This is a genomic window from Marinomonas sp., assembly GCF_965225885.1.
Lineage (GTDB): Bacteria > Pseudomonadota > Gammaproteobacteria > Pseudomonadales > Marinomonadaceae > Marinomonas.
The window spans coordinates 1,919,738-1,942,939 of the sequence record NZ_OZ245329.1 but is presented as its reverse complement, the minus strand read 5'-3'; the positions used below and the strand labels follow the sequence as shown (position 1 = coordinate 1,942,939).

The following is a 23,202-nucleotide window of genomic DNA, read 5'->3' as shown; positions in this document are numbered from 1 at the left end:
AAGCTCAATTCAAAGCTTCTGATCAGTCTTTTGCTTTTGGCTTAGCATTGCTCTTTTTCGGTTTCTTAGGCTTTTTCGGCTTTTTAGCAGCCGCAGAAGTTGGCTTACCATTTGCCGACACAGTACCCGACTTTTTCTGTCTGATTCGTTTGCCTTTAGAAGCAGGCGAACGACGTTTTTTCTTCGCCTTGCCATCCGACTCTTTGCCCTCTGATTTGCCGTCTTTCGACTTATCGCCTGCTACTTTTGCAGCTGACTTCGGCTTAGGACGACCACCCAATTCAATCGGCGGCAACTGAGCCAATTGCATTTCAAGTTCGGACATGTCGTTGCGTTCCACTTTTTTACGTGGTTGACGCGCAGCGCTTTCATCCAAACTCAAATCAATCTTACGTTGCTCCAAGTTCACATTAGACACTCGAACTTTCAACGTATCGCCAAGGCGGAACACTCGGCCAGTTCGCTCACCAATAATTGCCTGATGTTCAATGTCGTGAACAAAGTAATCTTGTCCAAGCCCTGAAATATGCACCAAACCATCGACAAACAAACCTTGCAGTTCAACGAACAAACCAAACGAGGTCACAGCAGTAACGACACCGTCAAACGGTTCGCCCAAATGTTGTTCAACGTACTGGCATTTCAACCAAGCTTCTACATCGCGGGTTGCTTCATCAGCACGGCGTTCAGTCAAGGAACAAGAATCGCCTAAACCGTCCATATCCGCGTGGTTGTAACCGTATATTTTACGTTCTTTCAATTCAGGGCTGCCTGCCACACGATGCGCCTGACGTACAGTCGGACGGCCTTCGCCACGAATCAAATAACGAATTGCACGGTGAACCAACAAATCTGGGTAACGACGAATTGGCGACGTAAAGTGCGTATAAGCTTCGTAATTCAAACCGAAGTGGCCCAAGTTATCCGCTTGATACACAGCTTGAGACATAGAGCGCAGCATCATAGTTTGAATACTACGAACGTCTGCACGGTCTTTAATGCTTTCAGACAATGCAGCGTAATCCGCTGGCGTCGGCTTAGTGCCACCTGTCAGCTCTAGACCAAGCAAACCAAGGTAAGTACGCAAGGTTAACAAACGGTCGTCTTTTGGCCCTTCGTGAACACGGAACAAGGCTGGCAAATCCGCTTTAATCAATAACTCTGCTGCCGCCACGTTGGCACACAACATACATTCTTCGATTAGCTTATGGGCATCGTTACGTTCTACGGGAATAATGTGTTCAATCTTAGAATTCTCGTCGAACACCATACGAGTTTCGATGGTATCGAATTCCATCGCACCGCGCTCATCACGAGCACCTTTCAAGACGTGATACAAACCGTTTAAATCATCGATGTGTGACACGATAGACGCGTAACGTTCACGCAGTTCAATGCCTTGCTCTTCCGGCTCATCAGCGATCATCTTCGCCACTTTGCTGTACGTTAAGCGCGCATGAGAACGAATAATACCTTCATAAAACTTGAAACCACGCATTTTGCCTTTGCTTGTCAAAGACACTTCCGCCACCATCGCCAAACGATCTACATCTGGGTTAAGTGAACACAAGCCATTCGACAAGACTTCCGGCAACATAGGAATAACGCGACCAGGGAAATAGACCGAGTTACCACGAACAATCGCTTCTTCATCTAATGCTGTGTCTTTTTTCACATAATGAGAAACATCGGCAATGGCGACAAACAACTTCCAGCCACCCGGTGTTTTTTCACAATATACCGCATCATCAAAATCACGAGCGTCTTCACCATCGATAGTGACAAAAGGCGTATCACGTAAATCAACACGATGTGCTTTGTCTTCTTCCGCGACTTCTGTGCTGAAGTTTTTAATTTGTTTTTCAACCGCCGCTGGCCACTCGTTAGGTATTTCATAACGGTGCATCGCCACTTCGATTTCAACACCTGGCGCCATAAAGTCGCCAAGGACTTTTTTCACCAAGCCTTGAGCTGGTTTGCCGCGCTCAGGGTAGCTAACAATTTCCGCCAACACATATTGACCATGCTTTGGCGTTAAGCCAGAGTCAGTGGTGATCAAGATATCTTGAGCGATACGTGGGTTTTCTGGTGTAACAAAAGCTATTCGGCTTTCTTCGCTGTTTTTTTCAAGGTAATAACGGCCAACCAATTGGCTGTGCTTGCGTTCTAGCACCTCAACCACGACACCATCTAAGCGACCTTTAACGCTACGACCAGAAAGACGTGCTTTTACTTTGTCGCCATCCATCACGTTCTGCATTTGACGGGCAGATAGGAAAATATCGTCATCGCTCGGACGTAGTAAGAAACCATGACCTTCTTTATTGCCTTGAACGTAACCTTCGATCAGGTCACTTTCTAAAATCGGCGAGTATTCGTCATTTTGGTTGCTGGTCATTTGATTGTCTCGGCACATAGCGATGAGACGACGACGGAGGGCTTCAATTTCGTCTTCGCCAGTCAGCGAAAACGCTTTGCATAAATCTAAATGACCCATGCTTTTATTTTGGGTGGCAAGAAATTCTAGAATGAATTCACGGCTTGGTACGGGATTGTCGTACTTAGACGCTTCTCGCTGCATGTGTGGATCGTTAATTTTTTTATTACTCAATGTATTTTTATCCTTGGTTTTTTCAATAAGACGCCCTTTTATAAAATAGAAATATGAACATCTCACTATTTAGAACATTTGCAGTACTCGCTATCACTTCTGATAAGCCACTTAATGCGAGTCACTGTCGCGCTCAATTAATCGTCATTATAGAGCATATTAACCAAATACTCTGCAAGTTAGCGCAGCTCTTAGCATTATCTGCACACTCTCTTTGAGTTAATTTGGTAATTACACAACAAATAGCCCTTATGACTCGATATCAGTCTGTCTTTTACCAGCATTTGTAATGCCATTTTGACCTAAGCGAAATATTTTCATTACTAAATTGTCTAAATTTCGGGCAAAAACGATGAACCCATCGAATTATCTGATCATTTCTCCCAGCGTTTTTACTGCCTATGACGCACTAAATTCATTTCTGCCATCACTTTGGTGGAAATTTCTTCCACAGACAGCCTTGTTGAATTCAAAAAAGGAATGCGTTCTTGGCGATATAAAGACTCCACTTCGTCCACTTCATAGCGACATTGACGAGCCGAAGCGTATTTACTCGCCGCCATTCGACCAGTACGAATCTCATGCAAGCGCTGAGCGTCTATGGTCAAACCAAACAGCTTCTTCTTATGATCTTTTAACACCTTAGGCAAACCGGGCGAGGAAAAATCATCTTCGGTAATCGGATAGTTCGCCGCCTTGATGCCATACTGCATCGCCAAATACAAACTGGTCGGTGTTTTACCGGAACGCGACACACCCAGCAAGATAATATCTGCCTCAGCAAAATTCTTCACCGACGCCCCGTCATCATTCGCCAACGCGTAGTTTATGGCGTCTATTCGACCATCGTAAACGCCCTCTTTCATACCATGGGCTTTCTGTGCTGTCGGCTGGGCTTTAACACCTAAGGCTTGTTCAATCGGCGACAATAAATCGCCAAACAAGTTGTAACAATGGCAATCACAAGAATCGATAATATCGCGGATTGCCACATCGGAAATAGTATAAAACACCAACAAAGCGATACCTTGCTGCACTTCCAAATTGATCTGTTGTTTCAAGCCTTCTGCCTGATCTTTGGTGCCCAAAAAAGGCACACTTTTGGTCTCTACCGCTACGTCAAAAAACGACAACATTGCCGACCCAAATACCTCAGCCGTGATCGCTGTCCCATCTGACACAAAATACACTTTCATGCGTTTTTTCCCGTTTTTGTTGTTATCTAACGACATTCGTTTTTTCGATTGAAATAAAACTACATCGAATAATCGATTTTATTCAAAGCAACTACCCTACATACAATGAACCCAGACCCAGCGCTTTGACAAGAGCACACAGCAATTTGATAAATGTCTGAAGTCTACTTGGCAAACCAGCCATATTCTTTTAATAAGAAAAAATAATTGGAGTCTCTTGTGAGCAAATTTATTAAGTGGTTTAAAGATCTTCATATGGAAGATGTCGGTGAAGTAGGCGGGAAAAACGCCTCTTTGGGTGAAATGATTTCCAACCTGACAGACCTTGGTATTCAAGTACCTAACGGTTTCGCAACTACTTCCTATGCTTATCAAAGCTTCATTACAGAAAGCGGCCTAGACGAAAAAATCCATCAAGCACTAGACGCATTGGATGTGGACGATGTTCACGCCCTTGCTGAAACAGGCGTAAAGATTCGCCAATGGATTGAAGATGCCACTTTTTCAGCAGAATTCGACCAAGAAATTAAAGACGCCTTCGCAACACTTTGCGATGACAACACAGAAGAAACGTCATTTGCGGTGCGTTCTTCTGCCACAGCAGAAGATTTACCCGATGCCTCTTTCGCGGGCCAGCAAGAAACTTTCCTAAACGTGAAAGGATTGGCAGACATTAAGGCGTCAATCAAACGCGTGTTTGCTTCTCTGTTTAACGACCGTGCGATTTCTTACCGCGTTCACCAAGGTTTTGAGCACCAAGGCGTGTCTTTATCCGCAGGTATTCAAAAAATGGTACGCAGTGACATTGGCGCTTCTGGCGTACTTTTCACCCTAGACACGGAATCTGGTTTTGACGAAGTAGTTTTCATCACCGCCGCTTACGGGCTTGGCGAAATGGTTGTTCAAGGTACAGTTAACCCAGACGAATACTATGTTCACAAGCCAACACTGGCAGCGAACCGTCCTGCGGTGGTGCGCAAGAGCCTAGGCAGCAAAGCACAAAAAATGGAATACGCCGAAGCTGGCAATGATGACGAATTCGTCAAAATCGTCCCAGTCGCTTTAGATGACCAAAACCGCTTTGCACTAACCAACGACGAAATCCAAGACCTTGCTCGCCAAGCTTGCATCATTGAAAAACACTACCAACGTCCGATGGACATTGAGTGGGCAAAAGACGGCATCGACGGCAAAATCTACATTGTTCAAGCGCGTCCAGAAACCGTTCGTAGCCAAGCCAATGCCCAAAGCATGGAACGTTACAACCTGAAAAAAACCTCTCAGGTGATGATCACTGGCCGCGCCATTGGTCACAAAATCGGCACAGGCGCAGTAAAAGTTTTGTCTTCTATCACCGAAATGGACCGCATCCAACCGGGCGACGTTCTAGTGACCGACATTACCGATCCAGATTGGGAACCTATAATGAAACGTGCGTCTGCGATTGTCACCAATCGTGGTGGTCGTACTTGTCACGCGGCGATCATCGCCCGTGAATTAGGTATTCCAGCGGTGGTTGGCTGTGGCGACGCAACCGACGTATTGCAAGATGGTCAAATCGTCACCGTATCCTGCTCACAAGGTGACATGGGCTTTGTTTACCAAGGCGAACTGCCATTCGACATCATCACCTCTGAAGTCGGTAATATGCCTGAACTGCCAGTAAAAATCATGATGAACGTGGGCAACCCAAACCGCGCTTTCGACTTTGCCATGCTACCAAACGCTGGCATTGGCTTGGCTCGCTTAGAGTTCATCATCAACCGCATGATCGGCATTCACCCGAAAGCCTTGCTGAACTACGCAGACATGACGCCAGCGCTACAAGAAGAGATCAACCACCGCATCGCCGGCTACAATGGCCCAGTGGAATTCTACGTCGACAAACTGGTCGAAGGCGTTGCAACATTGGCATGTTCTTTCTCTCAGAAGCCAGTCATCGTGCGTTTATCTGACTTCAAATCAAACGAATACCACAACCTTGTTGGCGGTCCGTTGTTTGAACCAGATGAAGAAAACCCAATGCTTGGCTTCCGTGGCGCAGCACGCTACATCGACGACTCGTTCCGCGACTGCTTCGCCCTAGAATGTGAAGCCATCCGCCGCGTTCGTAACGACATGGGCTTAACCAACGTACAAATCATGATCCCATTTGTTCGTACCTTGGAAGAAGCACAACAAGTCACCGAACTGCTTGCTGAACAAGGCTTGGCTCGTGGCGAAAATGGCCTGAAAGTCATCATGATGTGCGAACTACCGTCCAACGCCCTATTGGCTGACGAGTTCCTACAATACTTCGACGGCTTCTCAATCGGCTCTAACGACTTGACTCAGCTAACACTCGGACTTGACCGCGACTCAGGATTGATCGCAGACAAATTCGACGAACGTAACCCAGCGGTTAAAAAACTGCTAAAAATGGCAATCACCGCCTGTCGTGAACAAGGTAAATACGTCGGCATCTGCGGCCAAGGCCCATCCGACCACGCCGACTTCGCCGACTGGCTCGTCGCCCAAGGCATCGAAAGCATGTCTCTTAACCCAGACACAGTGATCGAAACCTGGCTACACCTTGATGAAGTACTGAAAAACAACGAACTGAACCACAAAGCCATTTAAAGAATCTTCCCGCCGCGGCCAATCCGCGCAGCGGGATACCAGTCTGCGTTTGGTGATGTGTTTTTTAATGCAGCACCAGATCAGAATGCTGTGTAAAAGCAGCGCGTGACCTTATCGTAGTCACTCCCTAGTTTTATAGCCCCGCCCTGCGGGGCTTTTTTTATTTCTTTCTTCTTCAAGTATATTTGTTACTTCTCAACGCTTCCTAGTTTGCAAACTTGGTTCCGCTCCTTAATTCAGGAAAAAGCTGGGCGGGTAACTTTTGCCCGTCGTTTAATTCAGAAAAGTACAAAAGTAACCAAAAAGTCTCTTTGTCGGGCTATCGCCCAAACGTTTCATTCACTTTGTTTATTATCGTTTTAGCAAGACGATTTTTGTCGAAAGGCATAGATTGTTTTTGCAGGCTTAAGGAAGGGTATTTTTAACTGACTCTGAAACTCAATAGAGTCGCGCAATCAGGATTGCGTCGAACTGACTTCATCGGAGATGCCGCTCTTTCGTAGGGCGTGATAAGGGAGGCACGACCGTAATCCGCCGTTGAAAGCGAAGCTTTCATTGTAGGTCGCGGCTTCAGCCCGACGCGGAATTGACGTTCCATTCAAACGCTTTGCATTCCCAACCTTTATTCCGCTTTTTAATTCAGGAAAAAGCTGGGCGTGTAACGTTTGTCAATCGATACAAAAGTAACCAAAAAATCTTTTATCGGGCTATCGCCCAAACGTCTCATTTACTTTGTTTAACATTACGTTTAGCAAGACGATTTATATCGTAAGGCATAGATTGTTTTTGCAGGCTTAAGAGAAGATATTTTTAACTGACTCTGAAACGCCATAGAGTCGCGCAATCAGGAATGCGTCGAACTGACTTTATTGCTGATGCTAGTTTTTTGTAGGGCGCGATGAGGGAGGCACGACCGTGATCCACCGCTGAAAGCGAAGCTTTCATTATCCAGAAATCGCCAGCTATGCTCCAAGTGCTGAGACCGAATAATCGAGGAAATCAGGTGATGATCAATATCAGATTGTCCTCTGTAAACAAAACGATCATCTAGGCCTGGTAATATTTCATTAAATACGTAGAAATCTGACCAAAACTTGTCTAATGGTGGACGCAAGTCCTCTAGTTCGATTTCCATCTATGAGTCCATATTTCTAAATTTATTTTTAAAATCATTAGCTTTCTTTTCCCCAATTCCTTTTAAAGCTACTAGTTCTGATTTTTCTAGAGTAAACAAGTGTGCAAAACTATTATGCCCACTTACTATCAGTTCATTGAGGTGATCAGCTGAAAGTGGCGATATACTTAAACCAAGATGCCATTCGACCATGAGTTTTGTCAGCTCATTTGGTTTATTCGAATAAAAATTGTCTTCAGAATCAAGAAGTATTTCGTTAGATCGCTCTCTAGCACTTGTAAGCTCATGCCCTGATACTAAAGGCTGTTCCAAAAGATCACGCGCCTTTTTTAAAAAAGGTAATTTAGAGACCTTCTCACTGGAAAAATAATTTTCCTGATAGAATGACCAGCTACGTTCAGAATGGATAGGAAGCCAAACACCATATCCTGATGATTCAGAATCTTTTGTCTTACTACGCACCGAAGCTATTACCTTTTCCCCATCCATTTCCAAGTATTTCAATGGTACATATAAGTCTCGCTTACTTACAAAAACCAACTTACTTTCTGTATCTTGATCATAACGCCTTATTGGTCTTTCTTCGTTCTCAATAGGGATTCTATCAGTCTGTTGCTTTATTTCATTTTCGAAAAATCGCTTAATCCAGTTCACTAATCCCATACAAAATTCCTAAACGACTATAAGTTGTTATCCATAAATATGTGATCTTTAATTTCTCTAGAGATACCCTCAAGACCTGGATAAATAGAAGAGTGAGAAATCCCGACAACTTTTAAAAAATCACGTATTGGCTTTTTTAGTTTACTACTGATTTCGATTTTTTTATCTGATTCAATAGCTTGGGTTGGAATGGTGGAGTAACTAAAAACGCTTTTCTGGCTAGCATATCGGGAATCTAAATAACTTGGACGAACAAAATATTCGTGATTTATATGGATTATAGGCCTTTTTAAACTTATGTAAGGCGGAGGTTTTATAGAATCATGGTAATCATAATCAGGGCCAAACTCTTTTAACGGCGCTACTTTTATGTGCAACACTCCATCTTTTTGATCATCTTTCTCAACTGCAAAAAAAAGAGCTACTAGAGGGCTAGTTGTCCAATCAAGTAACCTTGTAGGCAAGCCATAATGTTGAGCTAAAAATAGCAACTCAATTTCAGAAGAGTTTTGTCTATCAACTAAAGGGGCAGATAATCGCTTAAATTCGCCCAACATCTTCGTTTCAATACTTTGTAGTTCTTCCTTACTTACCCCCCTAGCAATTGAGGGTAATAAGCTATAGCTAGCATCTGACACCCCCCTATAAAATATTGATTTGGATGCTGAATTAGAGTCTGAGGAGGTTTCGATGGCCTCATGAAATTCAGCCCAAAAATTTAAAATCCCCTCCCCCATAAACATTCCTTTCAATTTATTTAGTTATTTACAATTCTACCTCCGTTAGAACCCCGTTAGAAATGCTTTTCCCTTGAAATGCGACTGATTACCTAAATATGTGCTTGCAAAGTCTTACAACGCGCCTGAGAGAAAGTCCTTCAGCAAGTCTAACAAAACAATAACAATCAGGGTCAGGTGAAAGTTTGTCTGTCCATAATGCTAACAATTAGGGTCAGATGAAAATTAGTCCTTTGTTCTAAGCCTAAGAAATATCTGGAACCATTGGAGCGGGCTTAACCATTATGGCTCATACCAGCTCAAACACTATTTTTCACATCACGATAAAAATTTTCATGGCTACCTAACGCCATTAGTTCGAGTGTCACGGTGCCATCTTCGTAGCTGTAACCAAGTAATGTAAGTTGTTTCACCATGTTAAATTTATAGACACGAAGGAAGGATAAATCGCCTTTCTTTTGTTGCCCTAGAAGCGGATCTTTAATCAATTCTCTGATTGCATTATCTAGATCCGCTTTTTGGTTTTTATGCAGCTTTTTAACCGCTTTTTTAAATGTGGTTGTTTAAAGAATTTGAGTAATGTTAGTCAAAGCTGTATTCCTCAAGTTTTCCGGCTTCTTTTTCCGCTTTGGCAATGATGGCTTGTTTTACAAATTCATAAGGTAAATCAGGGTTATCTTCCATCATTTCACCGATTTTCGCCCAGTGCTCAATTTGCTTAGGTGTTGTTCGGTTTAAGGCTTTCGCCGTGATGGCCGCTTTATCAACCAGCTCTTGGTCAAGTCGAATACTTACTGTAGACATAATAAATTCCCTTAGTGTTATTCAAGAACTTTAGTAAATAGCCACAAATGCAGCAATACACATCAACTACATTCCCTTCTGAAAGAACCATTCCCTCAGATAAAAATTAAACTTCTGAGGTGAGCTTGCATCAAGACCATTCATTGACCGAGGACCTGTTTAAGGACTATATTTGGTCGTAACAAAGAGGTATTTATGAAACTATCAGATCAAATCAAACCTATTAGCTATTTGAAAGCTCATGCCGCTGAAGTCGTGCGTAACCTGTCTACAAATATGCAGCCGATGGTGATCACTCAAAACGGTGAGGCTAAGGCGGTTATACAAGACATCAAAAGCTATGAGCAAACTCAAGAGACTATGGCGCTACTTAAGATGTTGGCTCTGGGGCAGCGCCAAGTAGAAGAAGGGAAAGTTCAGCCTGCAGGTGATGTTGTTGCCAAGCTTCGTAATCGGAGCAAAAGTCGCTAATGAGTTATCAGGTATTTCTCACTGATGATGCCGCTTACGATCTTGAGGCTCTATACGACTATATCGAATCTCATGATGTCCCAGAAAAGGCTGATTACGTTCTCGACAAAATTGAGGAAACATTTTTAAGCCTTGCCGATAATCCAGAACGCGGGACTTATCCAAATGAGTTGCTAGCTATCGGCCTACGGGAGTATCGAGAAATCTATTTCAAACCCTACCGTATTATTTATCGAATCAACTCGCTGTCTGTTTATGTCATGGTGATCGCCGATGGTCGTCGCGATATGCAATCTCTTCTCGAACGCCGTTTGTTACAAGCCTGAGGGAATAAGGGGTCAGCCAGTATTAGATGAAAAATAGGATAACTTTTCATCTAATCCTCATGTCAAAAAATATTTACGAATCACTGTGGATGTCCCATTCACAAGATATTAATGCTCCTAATCCTAACGAAGTATAAAAACTATCTGCATTGATTTTGACCAAAACTTGCTTAAGCAGCACTTGTAAAAACAAAACAAAGATAAAGGAAACTTTGTGATCAATAATTCTGGTGATTATATCCAGATATGGATATAATCACCCCGAATTTTAAATCAGAAAAATTAAATTGTATTTTTACATGGAGTATAAAATGACAACCCCTTCCTTTCGAACTTTAAAAAATTCTATTTGATTACCATCGAACCTCCGCTAACTTTAGCAACCGTTCAGGCATTGGTGCTGTTCTGATGCTTGAGGAAATAAGTTGCTCAAGCATGTTTTCAAGATTAAAACGTCTATTGAACTTAAAACAAAACTCGCCCAGATAACGCGGTAAATGCTTAAGGTTGATCGCATGATAAGTACCGTGCATCGCATTTTTTACATTGCTAATCATTGTGTTTACCCATTGAAAATAAGGTAACTCAACACTTTCAAATCCACCTCCTGTCACGATGGTTTGATGATACACATCGGCGCTTTCTACCCCCTTAAAACAGGCCAAACCGTCTGAAATAACAAGCGATTGAGGAGTAAGGTGCTCTTTAGCCCAACAGGTTAATTCTTCTGTTTTAAACCCGGTAACAACACTAAAACGCATAGCAATAGGGTGCCCTTCTTCATTCATCGAGACGGCGGCAACAAAAGGACGCTTTCCTTTTGCTCCACGCCCTCGTATTCCTCGTCTAACTCCGCCCCAGTAAACATCATCAAGCTGAATACAACCCTTTAGAGGCGTTTCATCATCCCGCTCTTTCATGGCTTGCATCAATTTATGCTTCATACGCCAAGCGGCGTTGTAAGAAATACCAAGCTGGCGAGACAACTCTAATGCAGAAATACCATTTTTCTCTTGAGTCATAAGATAAATGGCTAAAAACCAGACTTTAAGAGGCAATTTTGAGGAGGAAAATAACGTGCCAGATGTTAGTGAACCTTGATGATGGCAGCGATTGCATTGATAGAGTTGCCTTGCTGTTAACTCACAATATTGATCACACCCACAATATTCACAGCGGTAACCAGCAGGCCATCGCATATCGAACAGTCGTTTACGGCACTGCTCTTCAGTACCAAATTTCGACATAAAAGCATGAATTGAAAGACCTTTTTGAAACTGAACCTTATTCTTTGCCATGATGATTATCTCCGTTCTGTTCTGGCTTTAAGCATAGTCTATAAGAGCGGAATTTGAGTGGTAATCAGAAAATTCTATGGTTTGCTTATCTATAGCAACAGCTTTAACTTTAGCAGGCTGTTCGGTAAACCAGTCGCATCGTGCTGTAGAATCGGAGACAGTAAAAAGCTATAACACTGATTATAAAGGATTAAAAACTACGTTGGTTGTTGGTAATTTCCAAAACCGCTCTTCATACATGCAAGGCCTTTTTTCGTCAGGTACTGACAAACTAGGTAACCAATCTAAAACCATTCTGAAGACACACCTTCAACAAACTAATCGATTTAAAGTAGTAGACAGAGAGAATTTAGAAGTTTTAAAACGTGAAGCCGAGCTGAATGGTATAAAACAAACTTTAACTGGTGCTAGATATACAATTACCGGTGATGTAACAGAATTTGGGCGAAAAGTAACTGGAGATAAACAGCTTTTTGGAATTCTTGGATCTGCTAAAACTCAAACTGCCTATGCAAAAGTCAGCATTAACATTGTCGATGTTGTGAACGGAGAGATTGTTTATTCAACACAAGCCGCTGGCGAATATGAACTCAGTAATCGCGAAGTAGTAGGCTTTGGATCAACTGCTAGTTACGATGCAACACTAAACGGCAAAGTATTAAACTTCGCTATCACAGAAGCAGTAAATAATATTGTACGTGATCTAGAGAACGGCACATGGGTGGTGCTATCAAATGAGCAGTAATAAAAACATCAAACACTCCAATAAAGTATCTTTCGCTATAGTATTTTTTTCGTTGTTTATCTTGAGTGGCTGCGCCACTAAGAAAAGCACTTTCTACTGGGGAGAATACGAAAACATGCTATATGGAATGTATATCGAGCCAGGTAGTGCTGATTCGACCACTCAAATTTCGACCTTAGTAACAGATATTCAAAAAGCAGAAGCACAAAATATTCCCGTGGCACCTGGCATTCATGCCCATCTTGGCTATATGTATGCTTTAGAAGGAAATGTGGCTCAATCTAAATCAGAGTTTATGACTGAGAAAACCTTATTTCCAGAATCTGCAATACTTATAGATGGAATGATGAACCGCTTGGAAGGAACTAAATGATGCTAACGTTTAAAAAAGTGTTTTTACTATTCACGCTCTCATTAGCTCTTTTAATTACAGGGTGTTCAACACCTCCTCCTTATAATTATGACGCACTATTGGCAGCTGAGCCTAGATCAATCTTGGTGATTCCACCTAAGAATAACTCTGTAGAGGTAAACGCACCATATATTTACCTATCAACAATAAGCAGACCATTAGGTGAAAAAGGCTATTACGTATTTCCAGTAGCTGTCATTGATACTTTTATGAAAGAAAATGGATTGCCAACGCCGGAAGAAATGAATTCAGTTCCTCTCGACAAGCTGTATGAACATATTGGTGCTGATGCAGTATTGTATGTCGAAATTAATGACTGGGGGCAAAAATACAACATACTATCTTCGGATACTGTAGTTAACGTGTCTATGAAGCTAGTTGATGGAAAAACAGGCGTTCTCTTATGGGATGCAAGCGCTTCTGTCGTCCAAAGCTCTAATTCAGGTAATAATGGCTTAATCGGTAGCCTAGTAAACGCAGTTGCTTCACAAATAATGAACTCTATTTCGGATCAAACTCCGACTGTCGCGAGAACAGCAAATAATATCGCACTATATAGACATAATCAGGGATTACTGAATGGTCCCTATGCCGCACCTAATGTACAAAAGTAACTTCTAATTTGTTGTAAATACTCCAATCACTAAAGCATTACAGTAGTTGGAGTATTTTTTATAAAATTTAACCTTCCCTTTTGAAATCTTCCTAGCAGTATAAAACAACCCCTAACGTCCAAACTGTTGGTCTAACCAATCAAAAGAAGCGTTTTGCATGTCTGCTGTGTAAGTGTGGCCTTTGTTTGGCCAGATTTTTGTTTCTAAACTATCTGATACGTTATTAGCAGCCCAAACAGAATGCAGGGTTGAAAAAGCGTCGTTGACCGAGTCAACAGGAAATAATGTGTCTTCTTCACCCGCATAGACTAAAAGTGGCTTGGGAGCGCTGAGGGCGGCGATATCTGGATAATCTAGGTATCGAGCGATAAATGGATGTAACATGGCAAACGCAGATTGACCTTTTAGTTGATTGTTTCCGGGAACCATTAATCCTTTCATGGTCGCCATCCAGCAGTCGACGATACCTGCTGTAATGTCATCTGATAAAGCTGTCACTTGCCAAGCACGAAATGCGCCCATAGAAAAACCAACCGCTGCGACCTGAGTTTTATCAACCTTAGGTAAATTAGCGAGAAATTTAGCTGCTCGTACATCTTCCAAAGCAATAATGCCTGCGTAAGAAGTGCCTAGGTTAAACAGATTGGACGCCAATGCTTGTTGCGAATCAGTTTTAAAACCGTCAACGCTTCTATCGCCCCAGCCCAAAGCGTCAATGGATAAAACAACATAACCACGTTTCGCAAGCACATCTCCAGGAAAGCGACCTGTGAAGAATTTATCAGCCCATGCTTTGGAAGAAGTAAGGCGTTTGTCGTCCCCCCACGTTTCGACAAATTTTTCTTTTCCTATATCGAACTTACTGCCATGGTCATGCAAAAACAGTGCGGCGGGAAAAGGACCGTCTCCTTTTGGAACTAACAAGAGCGCTAAGACTCGACTCTCATTGCTGATATTAAAGACTATTTTTTTCGCGAGATAACTGCCACGATCAACTTCATCAATCACCACGGCATCAAAAGGAGTATCATCCTGATAAGGAAAAATTAATTCTTTAGCTTTAGCTAACCCTTTTTCTTTCCATGCTTGCGGGTCTTGAATAGTTTCATTCCAGCCTAAAGCGAACGGTATTCGATCTTTAAGTTTTTGGTAGAACAAAGGAAAACTGCGGTCTGGGGAGTTTATTGCTTGAGTCTGATAATCCGTTGGGATTTGGTCATCTACCTCGCTGGTTGTCACGTTTTGGGCCCACCCTGAGAAAGAAAAAGTTACGCATAGCGAAGCTAAAAACACTTTTGTTTTACGTTCCATGTCATCACCGAATTTTATTAGATTTATTGTTAATTCAGCTTTTTAAGATAAAGATATCTACGTGATAATCAACTATTTTTCAGACAAGTTAGTGGCTGTTTTTTGCTAATAAAGAAAGCTTGCAGACTAGCGCCCTCTCTACACATATAGCCGAGTGCGCATCATTGGCGGCATAAAGTATTTGGTTTTCTTTCAGTGGATAAGCGCCCCAGTTGGATTTTTGGGCGCCTTTGCCAAGGCGTTTTCCCAGTACCATGGCGACGGCGGCGCGGGCGCCGATGCTGTTTTTATCTCCGGCGAGTTGCTTTAAAGTGACAGACAAGTCTTGCGTGTTGGTGATGTCGATGTTGAGTTTGTTACGCAGTTCTTTGTTGTCGTCTTTTATACCAAAGCCGATTTTTTTGATCTTCGAGTTGGTTAGTATTTCCTTGGCCGCAGCGACAGCCGAAGGAAACCGAGTTGGGAATAGGAACGCTTTTGACTCTGTCGCCAGTTGGATGAGTGATGGACCCGGGCTAACTTGGCCTTTCTGGAAAATCGGTTTGCTCTCGGTATCGAATCCGATAAAAGCCTCGTTTTCTAGCTCTTTTATGGCTTGTGCGGCATCAAGTTCGTTTTCAACGACGTAGATGTCGGAAAGACTAAGGCCAATATACAAGGGTAATTGGCTGATCTGTTCCTTGGTTGGACGTTCCATTCTTTGTCTCTTTTTTCTCTTGTTTCTTTAGGCTTTTTTCAGGTCAAATAGCACGTCGTGAATTTCCGCTTTTAACTCTTTGTCGATGATTTTATTGCTGTGGATTTTGGCTTGCTCAAGGTATTCAATGGCACCAGCGTTATCGCCAAGCTCTATTTTCAATTGAGCGGCAGCGAAGCCGATAGAAGACCGGTAGTCTTTTGAGTTGATTGCAGCGGCTTTTTCTAAAGCTTTATCGTAGATGACAATGGCCTGTTCTAAATCATCGGTAAAGTCGCCAAGGGTTTCCCATTGAACTGGGTGATCTTTGTCTGTGCCGTCGTTGTCGTCACAGATGGCTTTCAATTCTGCATAATAAGCATCAAAGCCCGCTTGGTCTTTTTTGTTCGCGCAGGTCATGAGTTCTTTGGCTAAAAAAAGCACTTCTTTGTATATTTTAGTGTTCATATTTCACTCTGTTTAAGGCATTCGATTATGTCATAGCAAGTATGGTAATTTTAATAGAGGATTTATGACAGCTTTTCGCTGGGTTCTTCACAAATAATAGGAGTTATCTAAATGCAAGTTCACGAATGTGTCTCTTTTATATTGCTAAAAGACAATCAGGTATTGTTAGAGAAACGCGCTAAAGACAAAGAATATGATCCAAATCTGATTGCGATTCCTGGTGGTCATATGGAGCTAGGAGAAACACAGGATCAAGCCTTGTTAAGAGAGCTAAAAGAAGAGCTAGATATCGTCCCGACGTCTTATGTCCACTTGTGCTCTCTTTATCATCCAACTGGCGAACTTCAACTCATTCACTATTACGTTGTTAATCGCTGGCAAGGTGAAATATTGTCTTTAGAGGCAGACGAAGTGACTTGGCATTCTCTTGATTCTAATCCTCTAGATGTTGAGGCTGATAAATTGGCATTGGCAGAATACCGTAGACTTAGAAATGCAGGCGTTGACTTAGATTAGTCAGTTTAGATTAGTAACGCCTTTTATTCAGCTTATGCGCAGCTCAACCATTAGATCAACAGCGCAATCAATAGCTCTGAACTTGTAGGGCTTTTTGTCCTCGAATCAAGCTGACGCCCGCCAACACAACAAAACCAAGCACAAACCAAGACCCTATGATAACCCCGGTCCAACCATCCGCTTGCCAGAAAGGATCAAGATAAAAGCCACCAAGACTGGCACCTAAGTAGTAAAACACTAGATACAAAGACGATGCACTGGCTTTGGCGTGTTTGGCATTACGGCTCACAAAGCTGCTATTTGTCGAATGACATAAGAAGAAACCAAAGCTGTTGACCAATAAACCAACGATGATCGCCAACAAAGAATCGCCCAATGTGACTAACGAGCCAAACATGAAAATACAGGTTCCCAGAACCATAATATTTGGCTGGCTCCAACGCTTGGCAAGCTTGCCCGAAATAGCCGATCCCAGCGTGCCAGACAAGTAGGTTAGGAAAAGCAAGCCAACGTATTTAGCGGTTAAGTTGTACGGCTCAGCTTCTAAAACGAAGGTCACATAGCTGTATTGATTGATAAAAATGAAAAAACTAAAACCGCCGATAAAGTAGCTTGTTAATAAACGACGATTCTGCAGATGGCTTTTCATGTTCATCAGTATATGACCAACACGCAGTGGTTTTGCTTCAAAGTGCTGTGATTTTGGCAGTAGAAAGAAAAAGGCCAATAAACAAATCAGACTAATCGCACTCATCACACCAAAGGTTGCCGAACGCCCTAGCCACTCACCAACAAAACCACCAATCAGACGACCACCAATGCCACCTAACGTGTTCCCGCTGATGTATAAACCAACCGCAACCATCAAAGCTTCTGGCGTATATTCGTCACCCAAATACGCGACAGCAATGGCTGGCAAACCTGCTAGAAAGAAGCCTTGTAAAGCTCGCAGCGCCAATAGAGACTCGTAGCTTTGCACTAGAGACAAACAAAATGTTGTTAAGGTAATGCCAATCATGGTCATCACCATAATGCCTTTACGACCTACAGCATCTGAAATTGGGCCATAAAAAAGTAAAGAAATACCCAAAGTTAATGTCGTAATAGTGAAGCTACCACTGGCTTGCAGCGGACTAATGGAAAACTCGTTGGCAATCATGGGTAACAAAGGTTGTGTGACGTAGACATTGGCAAAAATCATAAAAGAGCCAATCACCAAAGCCAAGGTTCCTCTCCAAAATACCGAACTACCGACTTCTATCACAGCAAACTCCACAGACATCAAAAAAATGAATCAAACAAATAGTATTGAGTTACTATACGCTTCGCTATTTTATCAATAAAATATATTAACCTTATACAAATCATAAGAGTCATTGATGGATATTAAGCCGCTACGTTATTTCATTGCGATTGCAAAAACAGAAAGTTTCACCAAAGCCGCTCAACAACTTGGCGTTGCGCAGCCTGCTGTGAGTATGGCAATCAAAAAACTAGAAACCGATTTGGGGTTAACACTTATTCATCGCGCCGACCGAAACATTGGTCTAACCGACGAAGGCAAAAAGCTGCTAACCCACGCGGAAAAAATCATTCAGGCCACCGACGATGCCTTATTAGAAATGAGTGAGCTAAAAGGCTTAAGCCAAGGCGAAGTTCGAGTGGGCATTCCTAGCATGCTCGGTTCTTATTATTTCCCTCCGATACTGATGGCATTTCGGCATAAGTATCCGAGCATCATGTTAAGAGTCATTGAAGGTGGCACTTGGCAGTTACAAAAAACGCTCGAAAATGGCGAACTGGATCTCAGTGTGATTGTTGCCGAAACACTGCCAGATAGCTTGGAAACGAAAGCGTTAATACGTGAAGAAATGCGTGTCACCATTGCAACAGATCACCCGTTCAGTCAACTGGATAAAATCTCCCCTGATGCCTTTTTCGACGAAGAACTGGTTATGTTCAAGGAAGGCTATTTTCACCGTCGTATTGTCGACAAGCTGGCAAAGCAGTGTAAAAGAACACCCAAGATTGGTTTTGAAACTAATTTGATTCCGCTAATCAAATCCATCACTCAGCAAGGCTTCGGCATATCGACTCTGCTTGCCATGGTGATTGAAGAAGACGATGAACTTATCACTCGCCCTTTTGATCCACCAATCTGGCTAGACCTTGGCATTGCTTGGCGCAAAGACAGCTACCTATCGAAAGCCAACCGAGCCTTTTTGGAATTTGTTAGCGAACATGGGCGCTATAAACGTCGCCCATAAAAAATGCCCACTTTGTTACTGTGTTATCAGTAAACAGAGTGAGCATTTAGAACCATTTAAAACGGATTATTGAAACAAACGCGTTTCAAACAAAGACGAGTTCTTAAAGCGATGTAGGCTTTTCGCCCCAGCCAATACAGCAAGATCTAGAACAGGCTCGATCAACACAACGCTTAAGTAAGCCACGCCAAACGTCGCGACAGACGCTAAGTTTTCGGTACCGAAACCTTGTCCATAAAATGCCCAAAAAGCCACCCAAGCAACAATACCGCCTTGGTAAGTTAAGGACAGCTGCAACGCTTGCTTGTAGCTAATATCGACGTAAGCGGTATTGACAGCGATAGTACGACGGGCAACCGCAGACATGGCAAACAGAGGTAACAACAAGGTCGTCACGTTCATGCCATATTGAGGTAAGTCAAACTGGGCAAAGAAAACGCCTTGCGTTAACAAACCTAATATCAAGCCAATAGAAGCCGCAGCTGGGCCAAAGATCAGAAACAGGGTTGAACCTAATATGAGATGCACTTCAGACACGCCAACAGCGTGATGAGGCAAAAGTTCAAAAAAGGCAAAAACAAAAAGTGTAGTCAAAGTACTGCGACTGATTAAAGACATAAAGCCGTCTTTTTTGATCATGTCGATAGACGCTTTAGCCGAAAAGCCAAAAGCAGCCAACGCGGTAGCGTAACTCAAAACGATTTTTGCGCCGTCAACGACGCCAGGTTCAATATGCACTATGTGCCTCCAAAATATGCTTCATACTCACCCGTATGATTCAAATTCACGGATTTTTGCATGGCTATAATTGCCGATAGAAAAATCCTAATCAATGAAGGCCGGTCTCCGGACTGATAAGTGTTTGGCAGATCTGTATTTATTGAAATACTCTCGTCCCTTCCCATTCAAAAACATTGCTATTTATGAACAGTGGAAGCGAGAAAAATACACCACTTATTTACCGTTGCGGGGGCAGTACAGGGTTTGCTTATTTAAGCGCACCTGTTTCCCGTTTCACCCTATTACAGGCACCTTCACACGAACTACGAAATCGATTTTTAAATCAATTCACAGAGATTTGCAGCGTACGTTTATAAAAGGTTTTAAGCAACTAACAAATTGCAAAACACGCTAGGAAGCTTTACGTCCAGATAAAGAACTACGAGCATTCATACGCGACTCAATATTCTTTAGCAAAGACGTTCGATGAAAGATAGTGCCGCCAATAATCCCAATCGCACTACCAATAGAAATATCAACTAATCGATGCTCTAGTAACACAGCAGTACTCATATTTGCACTGGTAAATTCAGCCATGATGACTGTCAATGGCGTAATAAAAATCACCGCTGCGCCGTAGTTTTTGACGATCAATAATTCCACGACAAATTGAAAGAAGATCATGCTTAACGCCAGCACCCAATAATTTGGCTGCAAAGAAAACAAACACCAAGCGACCCCCATGCCAATTGCAGTGCCTACAATTCGATGAATATTTCGGTGCCAAATCATGCGATAAGTGGCACCTTGCAAAATAGCCGCACAAGAAATAGGCACCCAAAGTGCATTAGGTAATTCAAGCAAAACAGCAACGAGATAAGAGAAAGATATAAAGAAAGCCACTAACGCACCTTCTAAAATAATCGCATTTACCTGAGTATCCGTTTCAACTTTTGTTACAGGTAAATCATTTGCACCAGTCATCAAGCTATAAATAAACGCCAACCCACAAGACAAGATTCCCCCCAGAGCAACCATGCCGATGTTCGATGACCATTTACCTAAATCAAACGGCAAATAGATTGCCAGTGCAGAAACAAGAATAAAGAAAAAACTGCCAGGTGGAGGCAAACGATAATACCGAGTAATAACAATCGCGCCAAAGGACAAAAGTCCAAGCGCAAACGCAGCAACGTAAGGATTAAAACTGGAAAGAGAGCCAATAGTAAAACACACCATAAAGCCAAATGAGCACATAGCAAGCGTCACCATTCGATGCGCAGTACGTGTTTTAGGCAAATACAAGATGACCATAGCCCCTAAGCTAGATAAGGTCGCCACGGCAAATTGATCTGTTGCCGCACCAATCAAGGCAGGAATGCCAACACAAACAGCAGCAAGGACGGCAAGATGCCAAGGACGCTTGACATCACTCCACGAAAAAAGGCCTTTGATCTGGATAAATAAAGCGTTAAACAAGTACATACTCCGCTAATAATGTTTAATTGATCAATATTGTATCAGTATTCTATGGTCTAAATTATTGAAAATAAGTTACCAGCGACATTTATAAAAGACTTCAAAAAACTATCTTACTAGACGAAAAAAACTAATCTTCATAAAAAATCGCTTATAACGACAAAAAACCTGCCTAATTAGTCAACTATTTTATAAATATTTATATATTTTCTATAAAAAAAAATTATAATTGCGTTTGTAAATTTTTGTTCCCGCCAATTGACAACGATATTTTCTGCAAGGACACAGATATGAATCTGATTCGCACCCTCTTATCCTTTTTAATGAAGGATAAAATAATTGCCTCACCCAATTTTAACCGTTGGTTAGTTCCACCCGCTTCAATTGCCATTCATTTATGTATTGGTTCTGTTTATGCGTGGAGTATTTTTAATCCAGCATTAACGAAAGAGTTTGGTGTTGTTACCAGTTCTGCACAGGATTGGAGCCTAAGCAGTGTTGTATGGATATTTTCTGTGGCCATTGTTTTTCTCGGCTTATCAGCCGCTATTGCAGGCAAATGGCTAGAAGAAGTGGGCCCTCGTTGTGTTGGAGTCACGGCGGCATTCCTTTGGGGTGGCGGTTTTATTATTGGCAGCGTGGGTATCTCGACTCACCAATTATGGCTCGTCTATTTGGGTTATGGCGTGCTAGGTGGCTGCGGTTTAGGACTTGGTTATGTGTCTCCTGTTTCTACACTACTTCGCTGGTTCCCAGATAAACGCGGTATGGCAACAGGCATGGCGATCATGGGATTCGGCGGCGGCGCTATGATTGGCGCACCGCTCAAAACTTTTTTATTGGAAAAATTCGCTGTCGCGCCGACGTATCTTGGACCTGAGTCAGCAGTAAATCTTATTACCGAAGGCGGTAAGCGCTTTGCGGAAATGGCAAGCGGCAAAATAGAAGTGGTTGTTGCCAGTGCATCCGAAGCCGCGAAATTGCCAATGCCTGGTGATGCCGGTGTGTATGTGGTTGGAACAGGAAACACCGGTGCTGCCAGCGTGTTTTTAACACTGGGCATTGTGTATTTCATTATCATGATGATTGCTGCGTTCGCCTACCGTGTCCCAGCGAAAGATTGGAAACCAGAAGGTTGGACGCCACCAGCAAAAGATGTGGCAAACGCTATGATTAGCCGTAACAATGTTCATATTGATCAGGCATTAAAAACACCTCAGTTTTGGCTATTGTGGATTGTATTGTGCTTTAACGTGACCGCCGGTATTGGTGTAATCGGTATCGCCAAAACCATGATGACAGAAATTTTTGGCTCCACACTTCCCACCATAGCCACAGCGAGTTTTGCGGGTACATATGTATTAATGATTTCTGTTTTTAATATGTGCGGTCGATTCTTTTGGGCGTCAACATCCGACTTTATAGGTCGCAAAAACACGTATCATTGTTTCTTTGTACTCGGCACGATCTTGTACCTTTCTATTCCGTACGCAGCCTCCGCGGTCAGTGCAGACCCTTCTGTAACTTGGTTGGTCATGTTCTATGCAGCAACCATGGTTATTTTCACCATGTACGGCGGTGGCTTTGCTACTATCCCAGCTTATTTAGCCGATATTTTTGGCACACTGCACGTTGGCGGTATTCATGGACGCTTACTTACAGCATGGGCAACCGCTGGCGTACTAGGGCCATTTGCTATCACCTATTTAAGAAATCTGTCGGTAGAAAATGCGATCTACGATTTAGTTAATAAAATTGATCCTGCTGCATTTGAACAAAAATTCAATGCCTCAGTTTCTCAGTTAAATGAATTAATCACTGCGAAATCCGTTACCGTTGCTAAACTCATGGAAATTGCCCCAGCAGGCACAATCGACCCAACCCCTAGCCTTTACAATACAACAATGTATGTGATGGCAGGTTTGTTGATTGTTGGCTTCTTTGCCAACTTGATGGTGCGCCCTGTGAATGAAAAGCACCATGTAGAAAAAACGCACCCAAATTTATAATGATTAGAGACCTTTACTCACGACTTCCGGCAAAGGTCTCGATGAAATAATATACAAGGCAACAAGGCGGATAACGCCTTATTGCCTGTTGTATAAAATGATTTCAATGAAACTCAAGAACAGCC

General features: G+C 42.6%; 21 protein-coding genes, 1 pseudogene and 1 riboswitch. Of the genes and pseudogenes, 9 read left to right on the top strand and 13 right to left on the bottom strand.

Annotated elements, in window-relative coordinates; genetic code table 11:
* Nucleotides 1-22: 22 nt before the first annotated feature.
* Both rnr and ACO05V_RS09180 read right to left on the bottom strand, forming a co-directional pair.
* Nucleotides 23-2,581 carry a ribonuclease R gene (gene rnr / locus ACO05V_RS09185; RefSeq protein WP_421856916.1) on the bottom strand — a complete coding sequence of 853 codons (2,559 nt, stop codon included), beginning with the start codon at nt 2,579-2,581 and terminating at the stop codon, nt 23-25.
* A gap of 422 nt (nt 2,582-3,003) precedes the next feature.
* The gene (locus tag ACO05V_RS09180; protein ID WP_421856913.1) at nt 3,004-3,807 is read right to left on the bottom strand and encodes a pyruvate, water dikinase regulatory protein; all 804 of its coding nucleotides are present in this window, start codon (nt 3,805-3,807) and stop codon (nt 3,004-3,006) included.
* 219 nt (nt 3,808-4,026) lie between these two features.
* On the opposite strand from ACO05V_RS09180, the gene ppsA reads away from it, so the two are divergent.
* Nucleotides 4,027-6,426: a phosphoenolpyruvate synthase gene (gene ppsA / locus ACO05V_RS09175; RefSeq protein WP_421849992.1), complete on the top strand. Its 2,400-nt coding sequence runs from the start codon at nt 4,027-4,029 to the stop codon at nt 6,424-6,426.
* 1,135 nt (nt 6,427-7,561) lie between these two features.
* On the opposite strand, the gene ACO05V_RS09170 is transcribed toward ppsA, so the two are convergent.
* The 4 genes and pseudogenes from ACO05V_RS09170 to ACO05V_RS09155 all read right to left on the bottom strand — a co-directional run bounded on the left by ACO05V_RS09170 (nt 7,562) and on the right by ACO05V_RS09155 (nt 9,765).
* Nucleotides 7,562-8,224 (bottom strand): hypothetical protein, encoded by a 663-nt coding sequence (locus ACO05V_RS09170; RefSeq protein ID WP_421849989.1) that lies wholly within the window; start codon nt 8,222-8,224, stop codon nt 7,562-7,564.
* Nucleotides 8,225-8,241: 17 nt separating this feature from the next.
* A complete protein-coding gene (locus tag ACO05V_RS09165) occupies nt 8,242-8,961 on the bottom strand; it encodes an FRG domain-containing protein (protein ID WP_421849986.1) in 720 nt (239 codons plus the stop codon).
* Between the two features lie 299 nt (nt 8,962-9,260).
* Nucleotides 9,261-9,551 (bottom strand): annotated as a pseudogene (locus ACO05V_RS09160) (type II toxin-antitoxin system RelE/ParE family toxin).
* Nucleotides 9,544-9,765 (bottom strand): TA system antitoxin ParD family protein, encoded by a 222-nt coding sequence (locus ACO05V_RS09155; protein WP_421849983.1) that lies wholly within the window; start codon nt 9,763-9,765, stop codon nt 9,544-9,546. Before ACO05V_RS09155 ends, ACO05V_RS09160 begins: the two are co-directional and overlap by 8 nt.
* A 195-nt stretch (nt 9,766-9,960) precedes the next feature.
* Here ACO05V_RS09155 and ACO05V_RS09150 point away from each other — a divergent pair, with 195 nt between their 5' ends.
* Entirely contained in the window at nt 9,961-10,236 is a 276-nt protein-coding gene (locus ACO05V_RS09150; protein ID WP_219703463.1) for a type II toxin-antitoxin system Phd/YefM family antitoxin, read from the top strand.
* A complete protein-coding gene (locus ACO05V_RS09145) occupies nt 10,236-10,562 on the top strand; it encodes a type II toxin-antitoxin system RelE/ParE family toxin (protein ID WP_421849980.1) in 327 nt (108 codons plus the stop codon). The genes ACO05V_RS09150 and ACO05V_RS09145 overlap by 1 nt, the downstream gene beginning before the upstream one ends.
* Before the next feature lie 353 nt (nt 10,563-10,915).
* Here ACO05V_RS09145 and ACO05V_RS09140 read toward each other — a convergent pair whose 3' ends face one another.
* Nucleotides 10,916-11,860 carry an IS1595 family transposase gene (locus ACO05V_RS09140; protein WP_421848107.1) on the bottom strand — a complete coding sequence of 315 codons (945 nt, stop codon included), beginning with the start codon at nt 11,858-11,860 and terminating at the stop codon, nt 10,916-10,918.
* Nucleotides 11,861-11,936: 76 nt separating this feature from the next.
* On the opposite strand from ACO05V_RS09140, the gene ACO05V_RS09135 reads away from it, so the two are divergent.
* From ACO05V_RS09135 to ACO05V_RS09125, 3 genes are read left to right on the top strand one after another with little or no spacing between them, the layout of a single operon-like run.
* Nucleotides 11,937-12,605 (top strand): CsgG/HfaB family protein, encoded by a 669-nt coding sequence (locus ACO05V_RS09135; RefSeq protein WP_421849977.1) that lies wholly within the window; start codon nt 11,937-11,939, stop codon nt 12,603-12,605.
* Nucleotides 12,595-12,978, top strand: a complete 384-nt coding sequence (locus ACO05V_RS09130) for a DUF4810 domain-containing protein (RefSeq protein ID WP_212918187.1) — start codon at nt 12,595-12,597, stop codon at nt 12,976-12,978. The genes ACO05V_RS09135 and ACO05V_RS09130 overlap by 11 nt, the downstream gene beginning before the upstream one ends.
* Nucleotides 12,975-13,631, top strand: coding sequence for a DUF799 domain-containing protein (locus ACO05V_RS09125; RefSeq protein ID WP_249411719.1), 657 nt, complete (start codon nt 12,975-12,977; stop codon nt 13,629-13,631). The genes ACO05V_RS09130 and ACO05V_RS09125 overlap by 4 nt, the downstream gene beginning before the upstream one ends.
* 111 nt (nt 13,632-13,742) lie before the next feature.
* On the opposite strand, the gene ACO05V_RS09120 is transcribed toward ACO05V_RS09125, so the two are convergent.
* The 3 genes from ACO05V_RS09120 to ACO05V_RS09110 form a co-directional block, all read right to left on the bottom strand.
* Entirely contained in the window at nt 13,743-14,870 is a 1,128-nt protein-coding gene (locus ACO05V_RS09120) for a dienelactone hydrolase family protein (protein ID WP_421849974.1), read from the bottom strand.
* A gap of 160 nt (nt 14,871-15,030) precedes the next feature.
* Nucleotides 15,031-15,639, bottom strand: coding sequence for a 3'-5' exonuclease (locus tag ACO05V_RS09115; RefSeq protein WP_421849971.1), 609 nt, complete (start codon nt 15,637-15,639; stop codon nt 15,031-15,033).
* Between the two features lie 27 nt (nt 15,640-15,666).
* Complete coding sequence (locus tag ACO05V_RS09110; RefSeq protein ID WP_421849968.1) at nt 15,667-16,086, bottom strand: tetratricopeptide repeat protein; 420 nt, start codon at nt 16,084-16,086, stop codon at nt 15,667-15,669.
* 111 nt (nt 16,087-16,197) lie between these two features.
* Between ACO05V_RS09110 and ACO05V_RS09105 the strand changes: the two genes are divergently transcribed.
* Nucleotides 16,198-16,602, top strand: coding sequence for an NUDIX hydrolase (locus ACO05V_RS09105; RefSeq protein ID WP_421849965.1), 405 nt, complete (start codon nt 16,198-16,200; stop codon nt 16,600-16,602).
* A 67-nt stretch (nt 16,603-16,669) separates the two neighbouring features.
* Here ACO05V_RS09105 and ACO05V_RS09100 read toward each other — a convergent pair whose 3' ends face one another.
* On the bottom strand, nt 16,670-17,866 hold the full coding sequence (locus ACO05V_RS09100; RefSeq protein WP_421849962.1) for an MFS transporter: 1,197 nt from the start codon (nt 17,864-17,866) through the stop codon (nt 16,670-16,672).
* Between the two features lie 115 nt (nt 17,867-17,981).
* On the opposite strand from ACO05V_RS09100, the gene ACO05V_RS09095 reads away from it, so the two are divergent.
* The gene (locus tag ACO05V_RS09095) at nt 17,982-18,869 is read left to right on the top strand and encodes a LysR family transcriptional regulator (RefSeq protein ID WP_421849960.1); all 888 of its coding nucleotides are present in this window, start codon (nt 17,982-17,984) and stop codon (nt 18,867-18,869) included.
* Nucleotides 18,870-18,935: 66 nt separating this feature from the next.
* On the opposite strand, the gene ACO05V_RS09090 is transcribed toward ACO05V_RS09095, so the two are convergent.
* Both ACO05V_RS09090 and ACO05V_RS09085 read right to left on the bottom strand, forming a co-directional pair.
* A complete protein-coding gene (locus ACO05V_RS09090) occupies nt 18,936-19,607 on the bottom strand; it encodes an energy-coupling factor ABC transporter permease (protein WP_421849958.1) in 672 nt (223 codons plus the stop codon).
* Between the two features lie 82 nt (nt 19,608-19,689).
* A riboswitch (cobalamin riboswitch) is annotated at nt 19,690-19,920 on the bottom strand.
* An 80-nt stretch (nt 19,921-20,000) separates the two neighbouring features.
* The gene (locus ACO05V_RS09085; protein WP_421849955.1) at nt 20,001-21,074 is read right to left on the bottom strand and encodes an FUSC family protein; all 1,074 of its coding nucleotides are present in this window, start codon (nt 21,072-21,074) and stop codon (nt 20,001-20,003) included.
* Between the two features lie 284 nt (nt 21,075-21,358).
* Here ACO05V_RS09085 and ACO05V_RS09080 point away from each other — a divergent pair, with 284 nt between their 5' ends.
* Nucleotides 21,359-23,077 carry an OFA family MFS transporter gene (locus tag ACO05V_RS09080; protein WP_421849951.1) on the top strand — a complete coding sequence of 573 codons (1,719 nt, stop codon included), beginning with the start codon at nt 21,359-21,361 and terminating at the stop codon, nt 23,075-23,077.
* Nucleotides 23,078-23,202: the final 125 nt, after the last annotated feature.